Genomic DNA, 21609 nt, shown 5'->3' with positions numbered 1-21609 from the left:
CTTCCAAAAACATCAGAGGTCTGCGCCGCCCAGTGCCCTCTGGACGAGGTCGTCGACATCCATCGCGTCGACCGCGCTGTTCATTCCTTCTTGGGGCTCCAACTCAGAACCGCTCTCCGAGCTCTGGGCAAGTTCCAGAAGGGCGTCCATCAGCCCAGCTTCACGGAACCGCGCGAGCGGAATGGAGGCCAACGCCTCGCGAATCCGGTCCTCCTCCGGGTCCTTCAGCTCAGCCCCATCGGCCCGCGGAAACATATTCGTCTCCAGATGCTCGGCCAATACGGTGAGATTCGGGTAGTCGAACGCCAGCGTGGTCGGCAGTTCCAGGCCGGTGATCGCGCTCAATCGGTTCCGGAGCTGAACGGCCGTCAGCGAGTCGAAGCCCAGCTCCCTGAACGACTGGTCGCTCTCGACGGCCTCGGGAGTCGCATGCACCAGGACCGCGGCGACGTGCTGCCGCACCAGCTTGCGCAGGGAACGCTGACGCTTCGCCGAGGAGAGCCCCTCCAGCTCCGCACGCAGCTCCGCCGCGGCCAACTCGGCCGGTGCCGGGTCCGAGGGCTCGGACGACGCGTTCGACTGCCGCCTCTTCACCAACTCGGTCAGCAGTGGCGTCGGCCGGGCCCCACCCAGTTCGCCCCCGAAGCGCTCCCATGCGGCATCGACCACAAGGGCGTAGGTCTCGTCCAGGTCAAGAACGCGCTGGAGCGCGGAGATCGCCAGTTCCGGGTTCATCGGGGCGACACCGTTGCGGTTCATGTAATCGTCGAGATCCTCGTCGACCACCATGCCGCTTTCGGCCCAGGCGCCCCAGGCGATGGAGGTCGCCGGAAGGCCGTCCGCGCGCCGCCGCGCCGCCAGCGCGTCCAGGAACGCGTTACCCGCCGCGTAACTCCCCTGTCCCGGGCCGCCTATCGTGCCCGCCGCCGAGGAGAACAGCACGAACGCCGACAGATCCATCCCGGCGGTCAGCTCATGCAGATTCCGCGCCGCGGCCACCTTCGGACGCAACACCCCGGCCGCCCGCTGAACCGTCAGCGCATCGATCACACCGTCATCGAGCACCCCCGCCGTATGCACCACCGCGCTCAACGGCGACTGTCCGGGAATCCCCTCCAGCACCGCCGCCAGCGCCGCACGGTCCGCCACGTCACACGCCGCCACCGTCACCCGGGCGCCCACGGCCTCCAGCTCCGCCTTCAACTCGGCGGCACCCTCGGCCTCCATACCCCGCCGGCTGGTCAGCACCAGATGTTCGGCACCCGCACGCGCCAACCACCGCGCCACATGACCACCCAGCGCACCGGTACCACCGGTCACCAGCACCGAACCGGTGGGCCGCCAGCCGTCCCCGGTCGAGCTCTCCGGCGCCGAGGCCCGCACCAGCCGCTTGGCGAACACCCCCGAACCACGTATCGCGACCTGGTTCTCGGCCTCCGCACCGGCCAGTACACCGGCCAGACGGTCCATCGCACGGCTGTCCATGGTCTCGGGCAGGTCGACCAGACCGCCCCACCGCTGGGGATATTCCGCTTCCACGATCCGCCCCAACCCCCAGACCATCGCCTGGGTCGGGCTCACCAGCGGTTCTGAGCGACTAACCGACACCGCGCCCCGCGTCCCGCACCACAGCGGGGCCACCACTCCGGCGTCGCCCAGCCCCTGGACCAGTCCCACCGTCGCCGCCAGCCCGGCCGGGACCACCTCGAACGATCCGTGCGCCGACTCGTCCAGCCCCAGCAGCGACAACACACCCGACACGCCTGCCGGGTCCGTTCCCGCCTCGTCGAGCGCCGCACGAAGCCGCTCCGTCATCGCCTCACGGCCATCGGCCGCGTCGACAACGACACGAACCACCTGCGCGCCACGCCCGGCCACGCCGTCCACCACCGAGGCGAGCAACGCGTCGTCACCACAGACCTTGGGGACGACGACCAGCCAGGTACCGGTGAGCGTGGTGTCGGCGGCGGACACCACGGATGTCCAGGCGGCGCTGTAGCGCCAGCCGTCCACCGTGCTCCGCTCACGCCGCTGACGACGCCACGACGACAGCGCCGGAAGCAACGCGGTCAAGGACGACTGCTGCTCCTCGTCGTCCACCTCCAGCGTGCGGACCAGCGCCTCCAGGTCCTCGCGCTCGACGGCCTCCCAGAACCGCGCGTCCACACTGTCCGCGCCCGGCCCCGCACCGCCGGCGGGCACCTCATCAACCGGCGCGTCCAGCCAGTAGCGCTGGCGCTGGAAGGCGTAGGTCGGCAAATCGACCCGACGGGCGCCGCGGCCCTCGAACACCTTCCGCCAGTCGACATCGGCCCCGCTGACGTGGAGTTCGGCGGCGGAGGTGAGGAACTGCTCCAGACCGCCCTCGTCACGCCGCAGCGTGCCCACGACGACCGCCTGGGCCTCAGCGGCCTCGACGGTCTGCTGCAACGGCAGCATCAGTACGGGATGCGGGCTCGCCTCGACGAAGACGCCATGCCCGCTGTCGAGCAGTGCGCGGGTGGTGGCTTCCAGCTCGACGGTCTGGCGGAGGTTGCGGTACCAGTACTCCGCGTCCAGACCTGCGGTGTCCACCAGCTCACCGGACACCGTCGAGTAGAACGGCACCTCCGACGAACGCGGCGTGATGTCCGCCAGGACCTTCAGCAGCTCCTCGTGAATCGCCTCCACGTGGGCGGAGTGCGAGGCGTAGTCCACCGGAACCCGGCGGACCCGCACCTCCTCACCCTCAAGCTGGGCCACCATCTCATCCAGCGCACCCGGGTCACCCGACACCACGACCGAACCCGGGCCGTTCACCGCCGCGACGGAAATCGCGCCGTCCCAGGCGGCGATACGCTCCTTGGCCGCATCCGCCGACAGGCCGACCGACACCATGCCACCACGACCCGCAAGACCCACCGCGATCGCCTGCGACCGCAGGGTGACCACCTTCGCGGCATCCTCCAACGAGAGCGCACCCGCCACACAGGCCGCCGCGATCTCACCCTGACTGTGACCCATCACGGCATCCGGCTCGACACCCACCGAACGCCACAGCCTCGCCAACGACACCATCACCGCGAACAACACCGGCTGCACCACATCCACCCGGTCAAAACCAGGAGCACCCTCAACCCCACGCAGCACATCCGTCAGCGACCAGTCCACGTAAGCCGACAGAGCCGACTCACACTCGCCGATCGCCTCCGCGAACACCGGCGAGGACTCCAGCAGCCCCACGGCCATGCCGACCCACTGCGCACCCTGACCCGGGAACACAAACACTGAGCGCCCCCGGACATCCGCCACACCGCGCGTGACGCCAGGGCCGGGCTCATTCCCGGCCAGCGCGCCCAGTCGAGCCAGGAGCTCCTCGCGATCGGCCCCGGTCACCACACCACGATGCTCGAACGAGGACCTGGTCGTCGCCAGCGACAGCGCCACATCCGAAACATCCAGCTCCGGATGGGCCGTCACGAACTCCCGCAACCGCTCGGCCTGCGCCCGCAGCCCGGCCGCGCCGCGGCCCGACACCACCCACGCCACCGGGCCACCGGCCACCTCGGCCTCGGCGACCTCGGCCGCCTCGTCTTCCGGAGCCTGTTCCAGAATGGTGTGCGCGTTCGTCCCGCTCACTCCGAACGACGACACACCGGCCCGACGCGGATGGCCCGTCTCCGGCCACTCCGTGGCTTCCGCCAGCAGTCGCACCTCACCCGCCGACCAATCCACCTCCTTCGACGGCTCATCAAGGTGCAGCGTCTTCGGCAGTGTCCCGTGCCGCATCGCCATCACCATCTTGATCACACCCGTCACACCGGCTGCCGCCTGCGGATGGCCGATGTTCGACTTCACCGAGCCCAACAGCAGTGGCCGGCCCTCGGGGCGCCCTTGCCCGTACGTAGCCAGCACTGCCTGTGCCTCGATCGGGTCGCCCAGAGGCGTACCGGTCCCGTGCGCCTCCACCGCGTCCACGTCGGCCGGCACCAGGCCGGCGCTCGCCAGCGCCTGGCGGATCACGCGTTGCTGCGACGGGCCATTGGGCGCCGTCAGACCGTTCGACGCGCCGTCCTGGTTGATCGCCGAGCCACGGACCACCGCCAGCACCGGGTGACCCTTGCGCCGGGCGTCCGACAGCCGCTCCAGGAGCAGCATCCCCACGCCCTCGGCCCAGCCCGTGCCGTCCGCCTCGTTCGAGAACGGCTTGCACCGGCCATCGACAGAAAGTCCCCGCTGACGGCTGAACTCCACGAACACACCCGGCGACGACATCACCGTGACACCGCCGGCCAGCGCCAGGTCACACTCGCCCTGACGCAGTGCCTGAGCCGCCATATGCAGCGCCACCAGCGACGACGAACACGCCGTGTCCACCGTCACCGCCGGCCCCTCGAGACCCAGGGTGTACGAGATACGACCGGACGCGACACTGCCCGCGCTGCCGGTACCGAGGGAGCCCTCGAAGCCTTCCGGAGCGTTCCCTTGCAGACGAGTGGCGTAGTCGTTGTACATGACACCGACGAATACGCCGGATCGGCTCCCCCGGTTGGCCACCGGATCGATTCCCGCCCGCTCGAACGCCTCCCACGACGTCTCCAGCAGCAGCCGCTGCTGCGGGTCCATCGACAGCGCCTCACGCGGCGAAATCCCGAAGAACGCCGGGTCGAACTGGTCGGCGTCATGGAGGAATCCGCCGTGGCGTACGTAGTACGTGCCCTCCCGATCGGGGTCCGGGTCGTACATCCCGTCGAGGTCCCAACCGCGATTGGACGGGAACTCGGACACCGCGTCGGTGCCCGCCATCATCAGGTGCCACAGTTCCTCCGGCGTCCGCACCCCGCCCGGAAGCCGGCAGCTCATGCTCACGATCACGATGGGGTCGCTGTCCACCGGTGCGCCTGCCGCGGCCCGCACACCCGCGCCCGCCGATGTGGTGACAGCGTCGCCCCCCAGGATCTCGTCGCGCAGGTGACCGACGAGTGCCATCGGGGTCGGATAGTCGAAGACCAGCGTGGCGGACAGTCGCAGGCCGGTCTCCGCGGTGAGCCGATTCCTCAGGTCGACAGCCATCAGTGAGTCGAAGCCGAGTTCCTTGAAGGGCTGCCGCGTGTTCACCGTCGCGGGGGTGGCGTGCCCAAGGGCCGCCGCGGTCTGAACGCGGACCAGCTCCAACAGCATCTCGTCCTGCGTTGTCCGCGGCAGACCCGCGAGGCGTCGACGCAGTTCGCCGGGAAGACCTTCGCTCTGCTCCGATCGCGCGGTGCGGCGCGTCATCACGTTGGGCACGACGTTGCGGAAGAGAGCGGGGAGTTCGGCACCCTGCGCACGCAGCGCGGGGACGTCCAACCGCAGCGGAACCGGCACGCTTTCGTCCAACGCCAGGGCGGCGTCGAACAGTTCGAGCCCTTCCTCGGAGGAGAGCGGCACCAGGCCCGAACGCGACACCCTGCGCAGGTCTTCCTCGTCAAGGTGTCCGGTCATGCCGCTGGCCTCGGCCCACAGACCCCACGCCATCGACACCCCGGGCAGTCCCTGAGCCCGGCGCCAGGACGCCAGGCCGTCCAGGAACACATTCGCCGCCGCATAGTTGCTCTGCCCGGCACCACCCAGCACACCGGTGGCCGAGGAGAACAGCACGAACGCCGACAGGTCCATCCCCGCGGTCAACTCATGCAGATTCCACGCCGCGTCCACCTTCGCCCGCAACACCGGCTCAACCCGCTCACGGGTCAACGACGTCAACAGCCCGTCATCGAGCACACCCGCCGCATGCACCACACCACTCAGACCAAAACCCTCCGGCAACCCCGACAACACCCCCGCCAGAGCCTCACGATCCGCAGCATCACACGCCGCGATCACCACCTCGGCACCAACAGCCTCCAACCCGGCCCGCAACTCGGCCGCACCCGCCGCATCCGCACCACGACGAGACAACAACACCAGCTTCCCGACACCATGCCGCGCCACCAAATGCCGCGCCACCAAACCACCCAGCACACCGGTACCACCCGTCACCAGCACCGCACCCGAACCAAACCCACCCGACTCCGGAGCGTCACCCGAAGGCAACGACCGGCCCAAACGCGGCACCCGCACCGCACCCGACCGCACCACCACCTGCTCCTCACCCAGAGCAAGCACCCCGGGGAGAACGTCCGCGACTCCCTCCACGTCATCGGTGTCCACCAGCACCAGGAGCCCGGGATTCTCCGCCTGCGCGGACCGCACCAGACCCCACACCGCAGCCCCCGCCAAATCCCCTACGCCATCGCCCGCATCAACAGCGCCCCGGGTCACCACCACCAGCCGCTCACCCGCACGGTCCTCATCCGCCAACCACCCCTGCGCCCGCTCCAAAACCTCAAGCACACGCCCATACGTCTCGCCCACCACATCCACACCATCGGAGACCACCCGCACAACCTCTGTCCGCGGCGCGACCTCACCCCCCGCCACCACAGCCGCGGGCGCCTCCACCCACTCCACGCGGAACAGCGCATCCCGCGCCGCCCCAGCCACGGCGTTCAGCTGGTCGGCTGCGACTGGTCGCAGGACCAGCGACTCGACCGACGCAACCCCACGCCCCGACTCATCCCCCACCAGCACCGACACCGCATCCGACCCAGCACCCGTCGGCGCCAGCCGCACCCGCAGCGATGTCGCACCCACCGCCTCCAGAGAAAACCCACGCCAGGAGAACGGCAGCAGACTCCCCGAACCACCGCCCAGACCCTCGCTCACACCCATCGCATGCAACGCCGCGTCGAACAACGCCGGATGCAGCCCAAACTGGCCCGCCCGCTCCCGCTCACCCTCCGGAAGCTCGACCTCCGCGAACACCTCACCATCACGCCGCCACGCACGCTTCAACCCCTGGAAAACCGGCCCATACCCCAACCCGTTCTCCGCCGCCCGCACATACTCACCCGACACATCAACCGACTCCGCCCCCACCGGAGGCCACACACCAAAGTCGAACTGAGCCTGGGAGCTGGGCACGGCCGAACCGAGCACACCATGGGCATGCTGCACCCATGCGGCGCTCTCACCCCCAGCTTCCTCCCGCGAGAACACACCCACCTCACGGAAACCGGAAGCATCCGCCTCCCCCACCTCTACCTGAAGGCGCACCCCGCCCTTCTCAGGCACGATCAGCGGCGCTTCCAGGATCAGTTCCTCAACCCGACCACAGCCGACCTGATCGCCCGCCTGGAGCGCCAGCTCCATGAACGCCGTCCCGGGCAGCAACGTCACCCCGTGAACGGCGTGATCCGCCAGCCACCCATGCGTGGCCAGCGACAACCGCCCGCTCAGCAGCACCCCACCGCCGCTGGCCAACGACACCACCGCACCCAGCAACGGATGCCCCAGCGAGCCCAACCCCACCGAACCCACATCGCCCACCCCCGCCGGAGTGTCAAGCCAGAAGCGCTCCCGCTGGAAGGCATACGTCGGCAGCTCGACACGGCGGGCACCGTGGCCGGCGAACACCTTCCGCCAATCCACACCGACCCCGCTGACATAGAGCTCGGCGGCGGAGGTCAGGAACCGCTCCGGGCCGCCCTCGTCACGCCGCAGCGTGCCGACGACCACCGCCTGGGTCTCAGCGGCCTCCACGGTCTGCTGCACCGGCAGAGTCAGCACCGGGTGCGGGCTCGCCTCGATGAAGACGGAGTGGCCGTCGTCCAACAGCGTGCGGGTGGTGGCCTCCAGCTCGACGGTCTGCCGCAGGTTGCGGTACCAGTACTCCGCGTCCAGCCCTGCGGTGTCCACCAGCTCACCGGACACCGTCGAGTAGAACGGCACCTCCGACGAACGCGGCGCGATACCCGCCAGAACCTTCAGCAGCTCCTCGCGGATCCCCTCCACATGCGCCGAGTGCGACGCGTAGTCCACCGGAACCCGGCGAACACGCACCTCCTCACCCTCCAGCTCCGCGACCATCTCATCCAACGCACCCGGATCACCCGACACCACGACCGAACCCGGGCCGTTCACCGCCGCCACCGAGATCGCGCCGCCCCACCGGGCGAGACGCTCTTCCACCTGGTCGACCGCCAGCCCGACCGACACCATGCCACCACGACCCGCAAGCCCCACCGCGATCGCCTGCGACCGCAACGCCACCACCTTCGCGGCATCCTCCAACGACAACGCACCCGCCACACACGCCGCCGCGATCTCACCCTGACTGTGACCCATCACCGCATCCGGCTCCACACCCACCGAACGCCACAACCTCGCCAACGACACCATCACCGCGAACAACACCGGCTGCACCACATCCACCCGGTCAAAACCAGGAGCACCCTCAACCCCACGCAGCACATCCGTCAACGACCAGTCCACATACGCCGACAGCGCCGACTCACACTCGCCAATCGCCTCCGCGAACACCGGCGAGGACTCCAGCAGCCCCACGGCCATGCCGACCCACTGCGCCCCCTGGCCGGGGAACACGAACACCGAGCGGCCGCGCACGTCCGCCACACCACGCGTGACACCCGAGGCGACCTCATCCCCCGCCAACGCGCCCAGCCGCTCCAGGAGCTCCTCGCGGTCGGCCCCCGTCACCACCCCACGGTGCTCGAACACCGACCGCGTACCCACCAGAGAAAACGCCACATCGGCGGCGCCCAACTCCGGACGCCCCGCCACGAACTCCCGCAACCGCCCGGCCTGCGCCCGCAACGCGGCATCACTCTTACCCGACACCACCCACGCCACCGGACCCGCGATGCCTGCGATGCCCGCGACACCACCGTCAGCGGACTCCTCGGCCTCGACCTCGGCCGCCTCGACCTCCGGAGCCTGCTCCAAGATCACATGCGCGTTCGTCCCGCTCACACCGAACGAGGACACACCGGCTCTGCGTGCTTCCCCCGTCTCCGGCCACGCCCGCGCCTCGGTCAACAACTCGACCGTCCCCGCCGACCAGTCCACATGCTCCGACGGAGCGTCGACATGCAGCGTCTTCGGCAGCACACCATGCCGCATCGCCAGCACCATCTTCATGACGCCACCCACGCCGGCGGCCGCCTGGGTGTGCCCCATGTTCGACTTCAACGACCCCAGCCACAGCGGCCGGTCCGCCCCACGGCGCTCCTTGCCATAGGTGGCCAGCAGCGCCTGCGCCTCAATCGGGTCACCCAGCGTCGTACCCGTACCGTGTGCCTCCACCGCGTCCACATCGGCCGCCGACAGGCCCGCGTTCCGCAGTGCGTCGCGGATCACCCGCTGCTGCGAGGGACCGTTGGGCGCGGTCAACCGGCTGCTCGCCCCGTCCTGGTTCACGGCGACGCCCCGTACCACCGCGAGTATCTGGTGTCCGTTGCGCCGGGCGTCCGACAGCCGCTCCAGCAGCAGCATCCCCACGCCCTCGGACCAGCCCGTGCCGTCCGCCGACGCGGCGAACGCCTTGCACCGGCCGTCGACGGAAAGTCCCCGCTGACGGCTGAACTCGACGAACGCCTGTGGCGTCGCCATCGTGGACACGCCTCCGGCGAGCGCCAGCGTGCAGTCGCCCTTGCGGAGCGACTGCACGGCCAGGTGCAGCGCCACGAGCGACGACGAGCACGCCGTGTCCACGGTCACCGCGGGGCCCTCGAAGCCGAAGGTGTAGGAGATGCGACCGGACGCGACGCTTCCGGCGCTGCCGTTGCCCAGGTGGCCTTCGAAACCCTCCGGTATCGACTGGATACGGGAACCGTAGTCGTTGTAAAGCACACCGACGAACACACCGGTGCGGCTGGAGCGCACGGACGCCGGGTCGATGCCCGCCCGCTCCAGCGCCTCCCACGAGGTCTCCAGCAGCAGCCGCTGCTGCGGATCGGTCGCCAGCGCCTCGCGCGGGCTCATGCCGAAGAACGGGGCGTCGAAGCCGTGCGCGTCGTACAGGAACCCACCCTCACGGGTGTAGCTCTTGCCCGGCTTCTCCGGGTCCGGGTCGTACAGGTCCTCGTCCCACCCCCGGTCCACGGGGAAGGCGGAGATGGCGTCGGTGCCCGAGGCGACCAGGTCCCACAGGTCTTCCGGCGACTCCACCCCACCGGGATACCGGCACCCCATGCCGACGATCGCGATGGGTTCCGTGTCCCTGTCCTTGAGTTCCCGCAGCTCCTGACGAGTCTCGTGCAGACTGGCCGTCGCGCGCTTGAGGTAATCGCGCAGCTTGGTGTCGCTCACTGCCTCTTGTCACTCCTTTGAGAACCCCAAGACCGGGGGTTGAATGCCTTCAGCCGGTAACTTCCAGGGACGGGGCGTGTGTCGGTCACGACGTTCCGAGCTCCTCGTCGAGGAAGTCGAAGATCTCGTCGTCGGTCGCCGACTCGAACTTCTCGGCGGCGGCGACCCCACCGTTCGTCGTCTGTGTCTGCTGCGTTGCGGTCAGCTTCGCCAGCACCTGCTGCAAGCGTGTTGTGAGGCGTGTCCTCGCGGCTTCGTCCGCCACCACCTCGGCAAAGGAGCTCTCCAGCTTCTCCAGCTCCGACAGGACCGGCAGCACCACCAGTGCTTCCGGCTCCTCCTCGACGAGTTCTTCCGCCAGATACCCGGCCAGCGCCTTGGACGTCGTGTAGTCGAACAGCAGGGTGGAGGGCAGCCGAAGGCCGGTCACCGTGCCCAGCTGGTTGCGCAGTCCGACCGCGGTCAGCGAGTCGAAGCCGAGATCGAGGAATCCGCGGTCGGGGGCGATCATGCGAGCGTCGTCGTGGCCCAGCGCCATGGCCGCGTGCTCGGTCACCAGTTCCAGGAGCGCCTGCTGCCGCGCCGCGGGCTTCATCGAGCCGATACGGCGACGCAGCTCGGCGGGGTCGGCGCCGGAACCGCCCGTGGACGTCCTCGCGGGGCCGCGCCGAGCCGTGGCCCGGATGATGCCTCGCAGCAGGGCCGGGATCGGCCCGTCCTGGGCTCGCCACGCCGAGGCGTCGAGCCGTGCCGGGACCAGCATGGCCGCGTCGACGCCGCAAGCGGCGTCGAACAGGGCCAGGGCCTCCTCGGAGGCCATCGGGGTCACTCCGTCCCGGGCGATACGCCGCGTATCGGCCTCGTCCAGCTTGCCCGTCATGCCACTGCGCTGCTCCCACAGCCCCCATGCCTGTGACTGGGCGGGAAGGCCCTCGGCCCGGCGCCGGTGCGCGAACGCGTCCAGGAAGGCGTTCGCGGCGGCGTAGTTGGCCTGGCCAGGGCCGCCGAGCATCCCGGACAGCGAGGAGAAGAGCACGAACGCGGACAGGTCGAGGCCGGCGGTCAGCTCGTGCAGGTTGAGCACCGCGTCGACCTTGGGCCGCAGCACACGGTCGACGCGCTCGGGAGTGAGTGCCTCGACGACGCCGTCGTCCAGCACACCGGCGGTGTGAATCACGGCGGTGAGCGGGTGCTCGGCCGGCAGGGAGGCCAGAAGCGCGGCGAGGGAGTCGCGGTCGGCGACATCACATGCCACGGCCTGTGCCTCGGCACCGAGCCCGGCCAGTTCCGCCACCAACTCCGCCGCACCCGGCGCCTCCACGCCACGACGGCTCGTCAGCACCAGACGCTCAACACCGTGCTCCACCACCAGATGACGGGCCAGCAGCGCGCCCAGACCACCCGTACCACCCGTGACCAGCACCGTCCCCGAACCGTCCAGCCTCCTCGGGATGGTCAGCGCCACCTTGCCGGTATGCCGGGCCTGACTGATGAAACGGAAGGCCTCGGGCGCCCTGCGCACATCCCAGGAACGCACCGGCAACGGCCGCAGCACCCCGCCCTCGAACAGCGAGATCAGCTCGCCCCACATCTCCTGGATGCGATCGGGCCCCGCCTCCATCAGATCGAACGCCTGGTAAGACACCCCGCCGTATTCGGCGGCCACCTCCTCCTCCACCCTGACGTCGGTCTTGCCCATCTCCAGGAACCGACCACCGCGCGGCAGCAGGCGCAGGCCCGCGTCCACGAACTCCCGCGCCAGCGCGTCGAGCACCACGTCCACACCGCGCCCGCCGGTCACATCCAAGAAACGCTTCTCGAAGTCCAGCGTCCGCGACGACGCGATGTGCTCGTCGTCCAGACCCAACGAACGCAGGGTGTCCCACTTGCCCTCGCTCGCCGTACCGAAGACCTCGGCGCCGAGATACCGCGCCAACTGGAGCGTGGCCATGCCCACACCACCGGCCGCCGAATGCACCAGCACCGACTGACCGGCCTGGAGACCACCCAGATCCACCATGGCGTAATACGCCGTCAGGAACACGATCGGCGTGGAAGCCGCCTGCTCGAACGTCCAGCCGTCCGGAATCCGGGCGACCACCCGCCGGTCGGTGATGGCGACCGGGCCGAACGACCCGCTGAAGATGCCCATCACCTTGTCGCCCGGCACCAGGTCCTTGACCGCGGAGCCGACCTCGGTCACCACACCGGCGCCCTCGGTACCGAGCGGCCCGGCCTCACCGGGGTACATCCCCAGGGCGTTGAGCACATCGCGGAAGTTCAGGCCCGCGGCGCGCATCTCGACCCTGATGTCGTTCTCGCCCAGGGCTTCGGTGGCATCGGGGCTGGGCAGCAGCGCCAGATCCTCCAAGACCCCCTTGGTGTGCATGTCCAGGCGCCATTCCCGGATTCCGGCGGGCGGCAGCAACGCGGTACCCGAGGAGACCCGGGCCATCCGCTGGCCGAGCACCGTGCCCTCGCGGACCACGGCCTGCGGCTCATCGGCGGCGAGCAGCGCCGGGAGGATCCGGCGTGAGCCTTCCTGGCCGTCCAGGTCGACCAGGACGAACCGGTCGGGGTTCTCGGACTGGGCCGAGCGCACCAGGCCCCAGACGGCCGCGCCGGCGGGGTCGGCCACATCGGCATCGCCGCCCGCGGCGATGGCTCCCCGGGTGAGGAACACCAGGCGGGAGGCGCCGAAGCGGTCGTCGACCAGCCAGCTCTTGAGCAGGCCGAGAGCGTAGTGGCTGACTTCCCGTACCGCCTCCGCCAGGTGCTGCGTCCGGCGGCTACGGGACACGGTGGAGGCCAGTACGACGTCGGGCGCGGTCGCGCCCCCGCCGATGGCCTCGGCCAGGGCCGCGAGGTCCGGGTAGGTGTCCACGGTGACACCGGCCGATCCGAGGACGCCGGTCACCTCGGCCTGGTCGGGCCCGACGAGCGCCCAGCGCCCGGCCGCCCCACCGCCCGTCTCCGGGGCGCGGGACACGTCCACGGGCACCAATTCGACCTGGTACAGCGACTCGTACGGCTGGACGGAGTTCACCTGCTCCGGGGCCACGGGCCGCAGCACGAGGGAGTCGACCGAGGCGACGAGTGCGCCGGAGGTGTCGGTGGCGTGCAGGGAGACCGCGTCCCCACCGCCGCTCGCAAGCCGCACGCGCAGTGCGGACGCACCACCGGTGTGGAGGGTCACCCCGTTCCACGAGAACGGAAGGGCGCTGCCATCGGTGCCGGACGACTTGAACGCGACGGTGTGCAGCGAGGCGTCGAGCAGCGCCGGGTGCAGGCCGTACCGCGCGGCCTCGGTCTCCTGCGTCTCGGGCAGGTCGACCTCGGCGAAGATCTCGTCGCCACGGCGCCAGGCGGCTCGCAGCCCCTGGAAGGCCGGACCGTAGGCGAAGCCGACATCGATGAACTGGTCGTAGAGGTCAGCCACGTCGATCGGCTTCGCCTCCGCGGGCGGCCACACGGCGAAGTCGGCGGCCGCGGACTCCGGTGCCGTGGTGGACGGGTCCCTGGTGAGCAGGCCGGTCGCGTGGCGTGTCCAGGGACCGTCCGGCTGGGCGTCCTCGGGCCTGGAGTACAGGTTGAGCGAACGGGCTCCGGACTCGTCCGGCTCGCCCACGATGAGCTGGATCTGGGCCGCGCCCCGTTCGGGCAGGACCAGCGGCGTCTCGATGGTCAGCTCGTCCAGCCGCTCGTAGCCCACCTGCTGTGCCGCGCGCAGGGCCACTTCCACGAAGGCCGTGCCCGGGAAGAGAACGGTCTCCGCGAAGACGTGGTCGGCCAGCCATGGCTGGGTGGCGACGGACAGGCGGCCGGTGAACAGGTAGGAGTCGGTGTCGGCCAGGGCGACGGCGGCGCCGAGGAGCGGGTGGTCGGGCGAGTCCAGCCCCGCCGAGGTCACATCCCCGCCGGCGGCCGACGCCGATTCGAGCCAGTAGCGCTGCCGCTGGAAGGCGTAGGTGGGCAGCTCCACCCGCCGGGCGCCACGCCCGGCGAACACCGCGTCCCACTTCACCGTAGTGCCGTGGACGTGGAGTTCGGCCAGCGCCATGGTCAGCGACTGGATCTCGGGCCGGTCCTTGCGCAGCACGGGCACGAGGGAGGGAGCGGGCCCTCCATCGGACTCCTCAGCCGCCAGGCAGTCCTGGGCCATCGCGGTGAGCACACCGTCCGGGCCCACCTCCACGAACGACGTCACACCCAGTCGCTCCAGGGCCCGTACCCCGTCCGCGAACCGCACCGCCTCCCGCACATGGCGCACCCAGTACTCCGGCGAGCACACCTCGTCCGCGTCGGCCGACGTGCCGGTGACGTTGGAGACCAGGGAGAGGGTCGGCGAGGCGAACGACAGCCCCTCGACGACCTTCCGGAAGTCGCCGAGCACCCCGTCCATGCGCGGGGAGTGGAAGGCGTGGCTGACGCGCAGGCGACGCGTCTTACGGCCCTCGCGCTCCCACTGTCCGGCGATCTCCAGCACCGCGGCCTCATCGCCCGCGATGACCACGGAGGTCGGGCCGTTGACGGCGGCGATGCTCACCTCGGCCTCACGACCGGCCAGCGACGCGGCGATCTCCTCCTCGGGCGCCTGCACCGCCACCATCGCGCCGCCCTCGGGGAGCGCCTGCATCAGTCGCCCACGCGCGGCCACCAGCGCGCACGCGTCCTCCAGCGAGAAGACACCCGCCACATGCGCGGCGGCGACCTCACCGATGGAGTGGCCGATCAGCACATCCGGGGTGACACCCCAGTGCTCCAGCAGCCGGAACAGCGCCACCTCGATGGCGAACAGCGCGGGCTGGGTGAACGCCGTCTGGTTCAGCAGCTCGGCGTCCGCGCTGTCCTCGGCCGCGAACATCACCTCGGTGAGCGGACGGTCGAGCAGCACATCGAGATGGGCGCACACCGCGTCCAGCGCCTGGGCGAACACCGGGAAGGCGTCGTACAGCTCCCGGCCCATGCCGAGCCGCTGCGCACCCTGGCCCGAGAAGAGGAACGCCGTCTTGTGCTCGGCCCGCGCCACGCCCTGGATCAGCGTGGCCGCGTTCCTGCCCGCCGCCAGAGCGTCGAGTCCGGACCGGAACTGCGCCGGCTCTTCGGCGACCACAACCGCACGGTAGGGCAGGGCGGAACGTGTCGTCGCCAGCGAATAGCCGATGTCGGCGAGGTCATTGGCGTGTGCGGTACCCACACCGTCGAACTCCAGCAGTCGCCCGGCCTGAGCGCTCAGCGCGTCAGGGCTGCCGGCGGAGAGCAGCCATGGAACCACCGCGAGGCCGGCCGGGGATCCGGTGGCCTCGCCGCCCGTCTCCGGCGACGGCGACTCGACGGCGTCGGCCGCCTCGATGATGGTGTGCGCGTTGGTGCCGCTGATCCCGAAGGACGACACGGCCGCCCGGCGCGGGTGGTCCGTCTCCGGCCACGGGGTCGCCTCGTGCAGCAGGGACACGGCGCCACTGGTCCAGTCGACATGCGGTGAGGGCTCGTCCGCGTGGAGCGTCTTCGGCAGCACGCCCTCGCGCATGGCCATCACCATCTTGATGACTCCGGCCACACCGGCCGCCGCCTGCGAGTGGCCGATGTTGGACTTGATGGAGCCCAGCCACAGCGGCCGGTCCTCCGGCCGCCCCTGGCCGTACGTGGCCAGCAGCGCCTGCGCCTCGATCGGGTCACCCAGCGACGTACCCGTGCCATGGGCCTCGACCGCGTCCACGTCGGCGGCCGACAGACCCGCGTTCTCGAGGGCCTTGCCGATCACGCGCTGCTGCGACGGGCCGTTGGGCGCCGTCAGACCGTTGGAGGCGCCGTCCTGGTTGATCGCCGAGCCCCGCACGACGGCCAGCACCTTGTGGCCCTTGCGCCGGGCGTCCGACAGCCGCTCCACCAGCAGCAGCCCCACACCCTCCGACCAGCCAGTGCCATCGGCCCCGGCGGAGAAGGCCTTGCAGCGTCCGTCCGGCGAGAGCACGCGCTGGGCGCTGAACTCGACGAACGTGCCCGGCGTGGCCATGACCGTCACACCGCCGGCCAGCGCCATGTCGCACTCGCCCTGGCGCAGCGACTGCGCGGCCAGGTGCAGCGCGACCAGCGACGACGAGCACGCGGTGTCCACCGTCACGGCCGGGCCCTCGAAGCCGAAGGTGTAGGAGAGGCGGCCGGAGGCGACGCTCGACGCGCTGCCGAGTCCGAGATAGGCCTGCACACCCTCCGGCGCGCTCACGGCCCGCCCGCTGTAGTCCTGGTAGTTCGAGCCGATGAAGACACCCGCCTGGCTGCCGCGCAGCGTCGCCGGGTCGATACCGGCGCGCTCGAACGCCTCCCAGGAGGTCTCCAGCAGCAGCCGCTGCTGGGGGTCCATGGCCAGGGCCTCACGCCGTGAGATGCCGAAGAAGTCCGGGTCGAAGTCGGTGACGTTGTCCAGGAATCCGCCGGTGCTGGCGTAGGTCGTGCCCGGCTTGTCCGGGTCGGGGTCGTACAGCCCGTCGAGGTCCCAGCCACGGTCGTCGGGGAAGCCGGAGATCGTGTCGACTCCGGCGTTCACGATGTCCCACAGCTGCTCGGGAGTCCGCACACCGCCCGGGAACCGGCAGCTCATCGCCACGATCGCGATGGGCTCGTCGAACGAGTCCGAGCGGGTCGGCGCCGTCTCGGCGACCCCGCCTTCCTCGGTGCCGAACATCTCACCGTGCAGGAACCGCGCCAGCACCGTCGGCGTGGGGTAGTCGAAGACCAGGCTGACCGGCAGCCGCAGCCCGGTCGCCGCACCGATCCGGTTGCGCAGCTCAACGGCGGTCAGCGAGTCGAAGCCGAGGTCCCGGAAGGCACGGTCCGGGGCGACCGCGTCCACGCTGTCGTGCGCGAGGACATCGGCGGCCTGGGCACGCACCAGATCCCGCAGCGCCGCTTCGCGCTTCTCCCGGGGCATGGCTTCCAGCCGGTCGCGCAGTTCCGCCCGTCCGGGGAGGGCACTGCCTGCCGTGGGCTGCTTCTCCGTGGTCGCGCTCCGCGCGCTGCGCAACTGGCGGAAGAGGGGAGCGTCGGGGGATTCGGCATCGAGGCGCGTCCAGTCGATGTCCGCGACCGCGAGGAACGTCTCGTCGTGGTCCAGGGCCTGCTGGAGCGCCGAAATCGCCAGCTCGGGGGCCATGGCCAGAATCCCCGACCGGCCCATCCGCTCGCCGACCTCATCCGTGACGAGGCCGCCGCCGGCCCAGGCGCCCCAGGCGATGGACGTGGCCGGAAGGCCGTCCGCGCGCCGCTGCGACGCCAGCGCGTCGAGGTAGGCGTTACCCGCCGCGTAGCTGCCCTGACCCGGACCGCCCAATGTGGCCGCCGCGGAGGAGAACAGCACGAACGCCGAGAGATCCATCCCCGCGGTCAGCTCATGCAGATTCCGGGTCGCGTCCACCTTCGGACGGAGCACCCCGGCCGCCCGACGCACCGTCAGCGCGTCCACCACACCGTCGTCCAGCACACCAGCCGTATGCACCACGGCGGTCAGCGGGAACTCCCGCGGGATCGCCTCCAGCACCTCGGCCAGCGCATCCCGGTCGGCCGCGTCACACGCCGCCACCGTCACCCGGGCACCCAGCCCTTCCAGCTCCGCCTTCAGCTCGGCGGCGCCCTCGGCCTCCATACCACTACGGCTCGTCAGCACCAGATGCTCGGCACCGGTACGCGCCAGCCACCGGGCCACATGGCCACCCAGCGCACCCGTACCACCGGTCACCAGCACCGAACCACTCGGACGCCAGCCATCCGCGGCCGTGGCCTCAGGCGCGGAGGCCCGCACCAGCCGCTTGGCGAAGACGCCGGACCCGCGCACCGCGACCTGGTCCTCGCCCTCGGTGCCCGCCAGCACTCCGGCCAGACGGGTCATCGCGCGGTCGTCCATGGTCTCGGGCAGGTCCACGGCGCCGCCCCAGCGCTGGGGGTACTCCGCCTCCAGGATCCGGCCCAGGCCCCACACCATCGACTGCACCGGGCTCACCAGCCGGTCGGAACGCCCCACCGACACCGCACCCCGAGTGGCGCACCACAGCGGAGCCACCACACCCGCGTCACCCAGCGCCTGAACCAGGCCCACCGTCGCCGCCAGCCCGGCCGGGACCACCTCGAAGGACTCATGTGCCGACTCGTCCAGCCCCAGCAGCGAGAACACACCCGCCACGCCCGACGGCGCCGCGGCTGCGCCTTCGAGGGCCACGCGCAGCCGCTCCGTGATCGCCTCACGGTCATCCGCCGCCCCGACGGCTACGCGAACCACATGCGCACCGCGCCCGGCCAGCCCGTCCAGCACGGTGGCGACCAATACATCGTCACCACGGCCTTCCGGAAGGGCCACGAGCCAGGTGCCCGAGAGCGTGGCCTCGGACGCGGACGCCAGGGGCTTCCAGACCGCCTGGTAGCGCCAGCCGTCCACCGTGTTCTGCTCACGCCGCTGACGGCGCCAGGACGACAGCGCCGGAAGCAACGCCGTCAACGACGACTGCTGCTCCTCGTCCGCCACCTCCAACGTCCGTGTCAGCGCCTCCAGGTCCTCGCGCTCCACCGCCTCCCAGAAGCGGGCGTCCACCGCATCCGCGCTCAAGCCGTTACCGGCGGCTGCCTCGACAACCGGGTTGGCGTCCAGCCAGTAGCGCTGGCGCTGGAAGGCGTAGGTGGGCAGGTCGACGGGGTGCGCACCGGTTCCGGCGAACACCGTCCGCCAGTCCACGGCGATGCCTCCGACGTGGGCCTCGGCCAGGGAGGTCAGGAACCTTTCCGGGCCGCCTTCGTCGCGGCGCAGCGAACCGACGGCCGCCACGGGAGTGCCGTGGTCCTCGGCCGTCTGCTCGATGCCCATGGTCAGCACCGGATGCGCACTGGCCTCCACGAACGTCTGGAATCCCTCATCGAGAAGCACCCGCACGGTCTCGTCGAAACGCACGGTCCCGCGCAGATTGCGGTACCAGTAGCCCGCGTCCAGCCCGGCCGTGTCCAGCACACCGCCGGTCACCGTCGAATAGAACGGCACCGACGACGAGCGCGGGGCGATTCCCGCGAGGGTCTGCCGAAGCTCGTCCTCGATGGCCTCGACATGGGCGCAGTGCGAGGCGTAGTCCACGGGGATCCGGCGGGCCCGGATCTCCTCCGCCTCGCAGGCCGCCAGCAGCTCCTCCAGCGCGTCGACGTCGCCGGAGACCACGACCGCCGAGGGGCCGTTCACCGCCGCCACCGACAGCCGCTCACCCCAGGTCGCGAGCCGCTCCCGCAACGCCTCCACGGGCAGCGAGACCGACACCATGCCCCCGCGCCCGGACAGCGCCCGGATCGCCTGGCTGCGCAGCGCCACCACCTTCGCGGCATCCTCCAGCGACAACGCACCCGCCACACACGCCGCCGCGATCTCACCCTGCGAATGACCGATGACCGCCGCAGGCTCCACACCGTACGAACGCCACAACTCCGCCAGCGACACCATCACCGCCCACAACACGGGCTGCACCACATCCACCCGCTCCAACGCCTCCGCGGCACCCTCACCGCCGCGCAACACCTCCACCAGCGACCAGTCCACATGCGGCGCCAGGGCCGCCGCGCACTCCTCGATCCGCTCCGCGAACACCGGCGAGGAATCCAGCAGCCCCGCCGCCATCCCCACCCACTGCGACCCCTGACCGGGGAAGACGAAGGCAACCCCGGCACTGCGCTTGGCAACGCCTTCGACCAGCTCGGAGCCGCCCCGTCCCGCGAGGTGATCAGTCAGCGCCCGTACGGCCTCCGCACGATCGGAGGCCAGCACGACCGAACGGTGCTCGAAGGCGGTCCGCGTCGTGGCGAGGGAGAATCCGATGTCCTCGGCCGCGACCTCCGGGTGCCGCTCCACATGCTCCAGCAGCCGCCTGGCCTGGGCGCGCAGCGCCGCCTCTGACTTGCTCGACAGCAGCCAGGGGACGAGCGGCAACGCCGTCCGGGGCGCCTCCGTCTCCTCCGCCACGTCCGCGTCAGAAGCGGTGTCGGTGGCGGCCGGCGACGGCGCCTGCTCGATGATGGCGTGGGCATTGGTGCCGCTGATGCCGAACGAGGACACACCGGCCCGGCGCGGCTCCTCACCCTCGGGCCACGCGGTGGCCTCGGCGAGGAGTTCGACGGTGCCCGTCGCCCAGTCCACGTGCGGGGACGGCTCCTCGATGTGCAAGGTGGGCGGCAGCACGCCGTGCCGCATCGCCAGCACCATCTTCATCACACCCGCCACACCGGCGGCCGCCTGCGTATGACCGATGTTCGACTTCACCGACCCCAGCCGCAGCGGATCATCCGCCGTACGCTCACGGCCGTACGTGGCCAGCAGCGCCTGTGCCTCGATCGGATCACCCAGCGACGTCCCCGTCCCATGCGCCTCCACGGCGTCGACCTGCCCGGCCGTGAGCCCGGCGTTGGCCAGCGCCTGACGGATCACCCGCTGCTGGGACGGGCCGTTGGGAGCGGACAGCGCACTGCTCGCACCGTCCTGATTGATCGCCGTACCCCGCACAATCGCCAACACACGATGCCCATTGCGCTGTGCGTCGGACAGCCGCTCCAGGAACAGCATGCCCACACCCTCAGCAGGCCCGAAACCGTCCGCCCCCGCAGCGAACGGCTTGCACCGCCCGTCCGCCGCAAGCCCACGTTGACGGCTGAAACCAACAAACGTGCCGGGCGTGGCCATGACGGTGACACCACCGGCCAGAGCCAGGGAACACTCACCCTGACGCAGCGCCTGCACCGCCAGATGCAGAGCCACCAGCGACGAGGAACACGCGGTGTCCACCGTCACCGCCGGACCCTCCAGACCCAGGGTGTAGGCCACGCGCCCGGACACGACGCTGAAGGCGCTGCCGGTCACCAGATGACCCTCGACACCACTGGGGGCCTCGTGCACCCGCGGCCCGTAGTCAGGGGCCACCGCCCCGACGAAGACCCCGGACCGGCTGCCCTTGAGCGAGGCCGGATCAATACCCGCCCCCTCAATCGCCTCCCACGAGGTCTCCAGCAGCAACCGCTGCTGGGGGTCCATCGCCAGCGCCTCACGCGGCGAGATCCCGAAGAAATCGGCGTCGAAGTCGCCGACGTCGTGCAGGAACCCACCCTCACGCGCATACGAGGTACCCGGCCGATCAGCGTCCGCGTCATAGAGCGAGTCGAGGTCCCAGCCGCGGTCCTCGGGAAACGGTGTGATGGCGTCCTCGGCCCCGCTCAGCAGCCGCCAGAACTCCTCCGGGGAGCGCACCCCGCCGGGGAACCGGCAGCTCATCCCGACGATCGCGATCGGCTCCCGGGCCGCCGACTCCACATCCTGGAGACGCTGCCGCGTCTGGTGCAGATCAGCCGTCACCCGCCGGAGGTATGCGAGCAGCTTTTCTTGTTCCGACATCAGAACCTCTCGGGGTCAGCGCTTCGGGATCGGGT

2 protein-coding genes are annotated in these 21609 nt (G+C 70.6%); both read right to left on the bottom strand.

Annotated elements, in window-relative coordinates:
- Positions 1 to 12 precede the first annotated feature (12 nt).
- The gene (locus tag ACJX2R_RS45650; RefSeq protein ID WP_413104901.1) at positions 13 to 10170 is read right to left on the bottom strand and encodes a type I polyketide synthase; all 10158 of its coding nucleotides are present in this window, start codon (positions 10168 to 10170) and stop codon (positions 13 to 15) included.
- An 85-nt stretch (positions 10171 to 10255) separates the two neighbouring features.
- Complete coding sequence (locus ACJX2R_RS45645; protein WP_413106119.1) at positions 10256 to 21577, bottom strand: type I polyketide synthase; 11322 nt, start codon at positions 21575 to 21577, stop codon at positions 10256 to 10258.
- Positions 21578 to 21609: the final 32 nt, after the last annotated feature.

It is taken from the genome of Streptomyces sp. Inha503 (assembly GCF_047215865.1).
Taxonomy (GTDB): Bacteria; Actinomycetota; Actinomycetes; order Streptomycetales; family Streptomycetaceae; genus Streptomyces; species Streptomyces lycopersici.
Note: the sequence above shows the minus strand (reverse complement) of the source record. Positions and strands in the feature narration are given on the sequence as shown.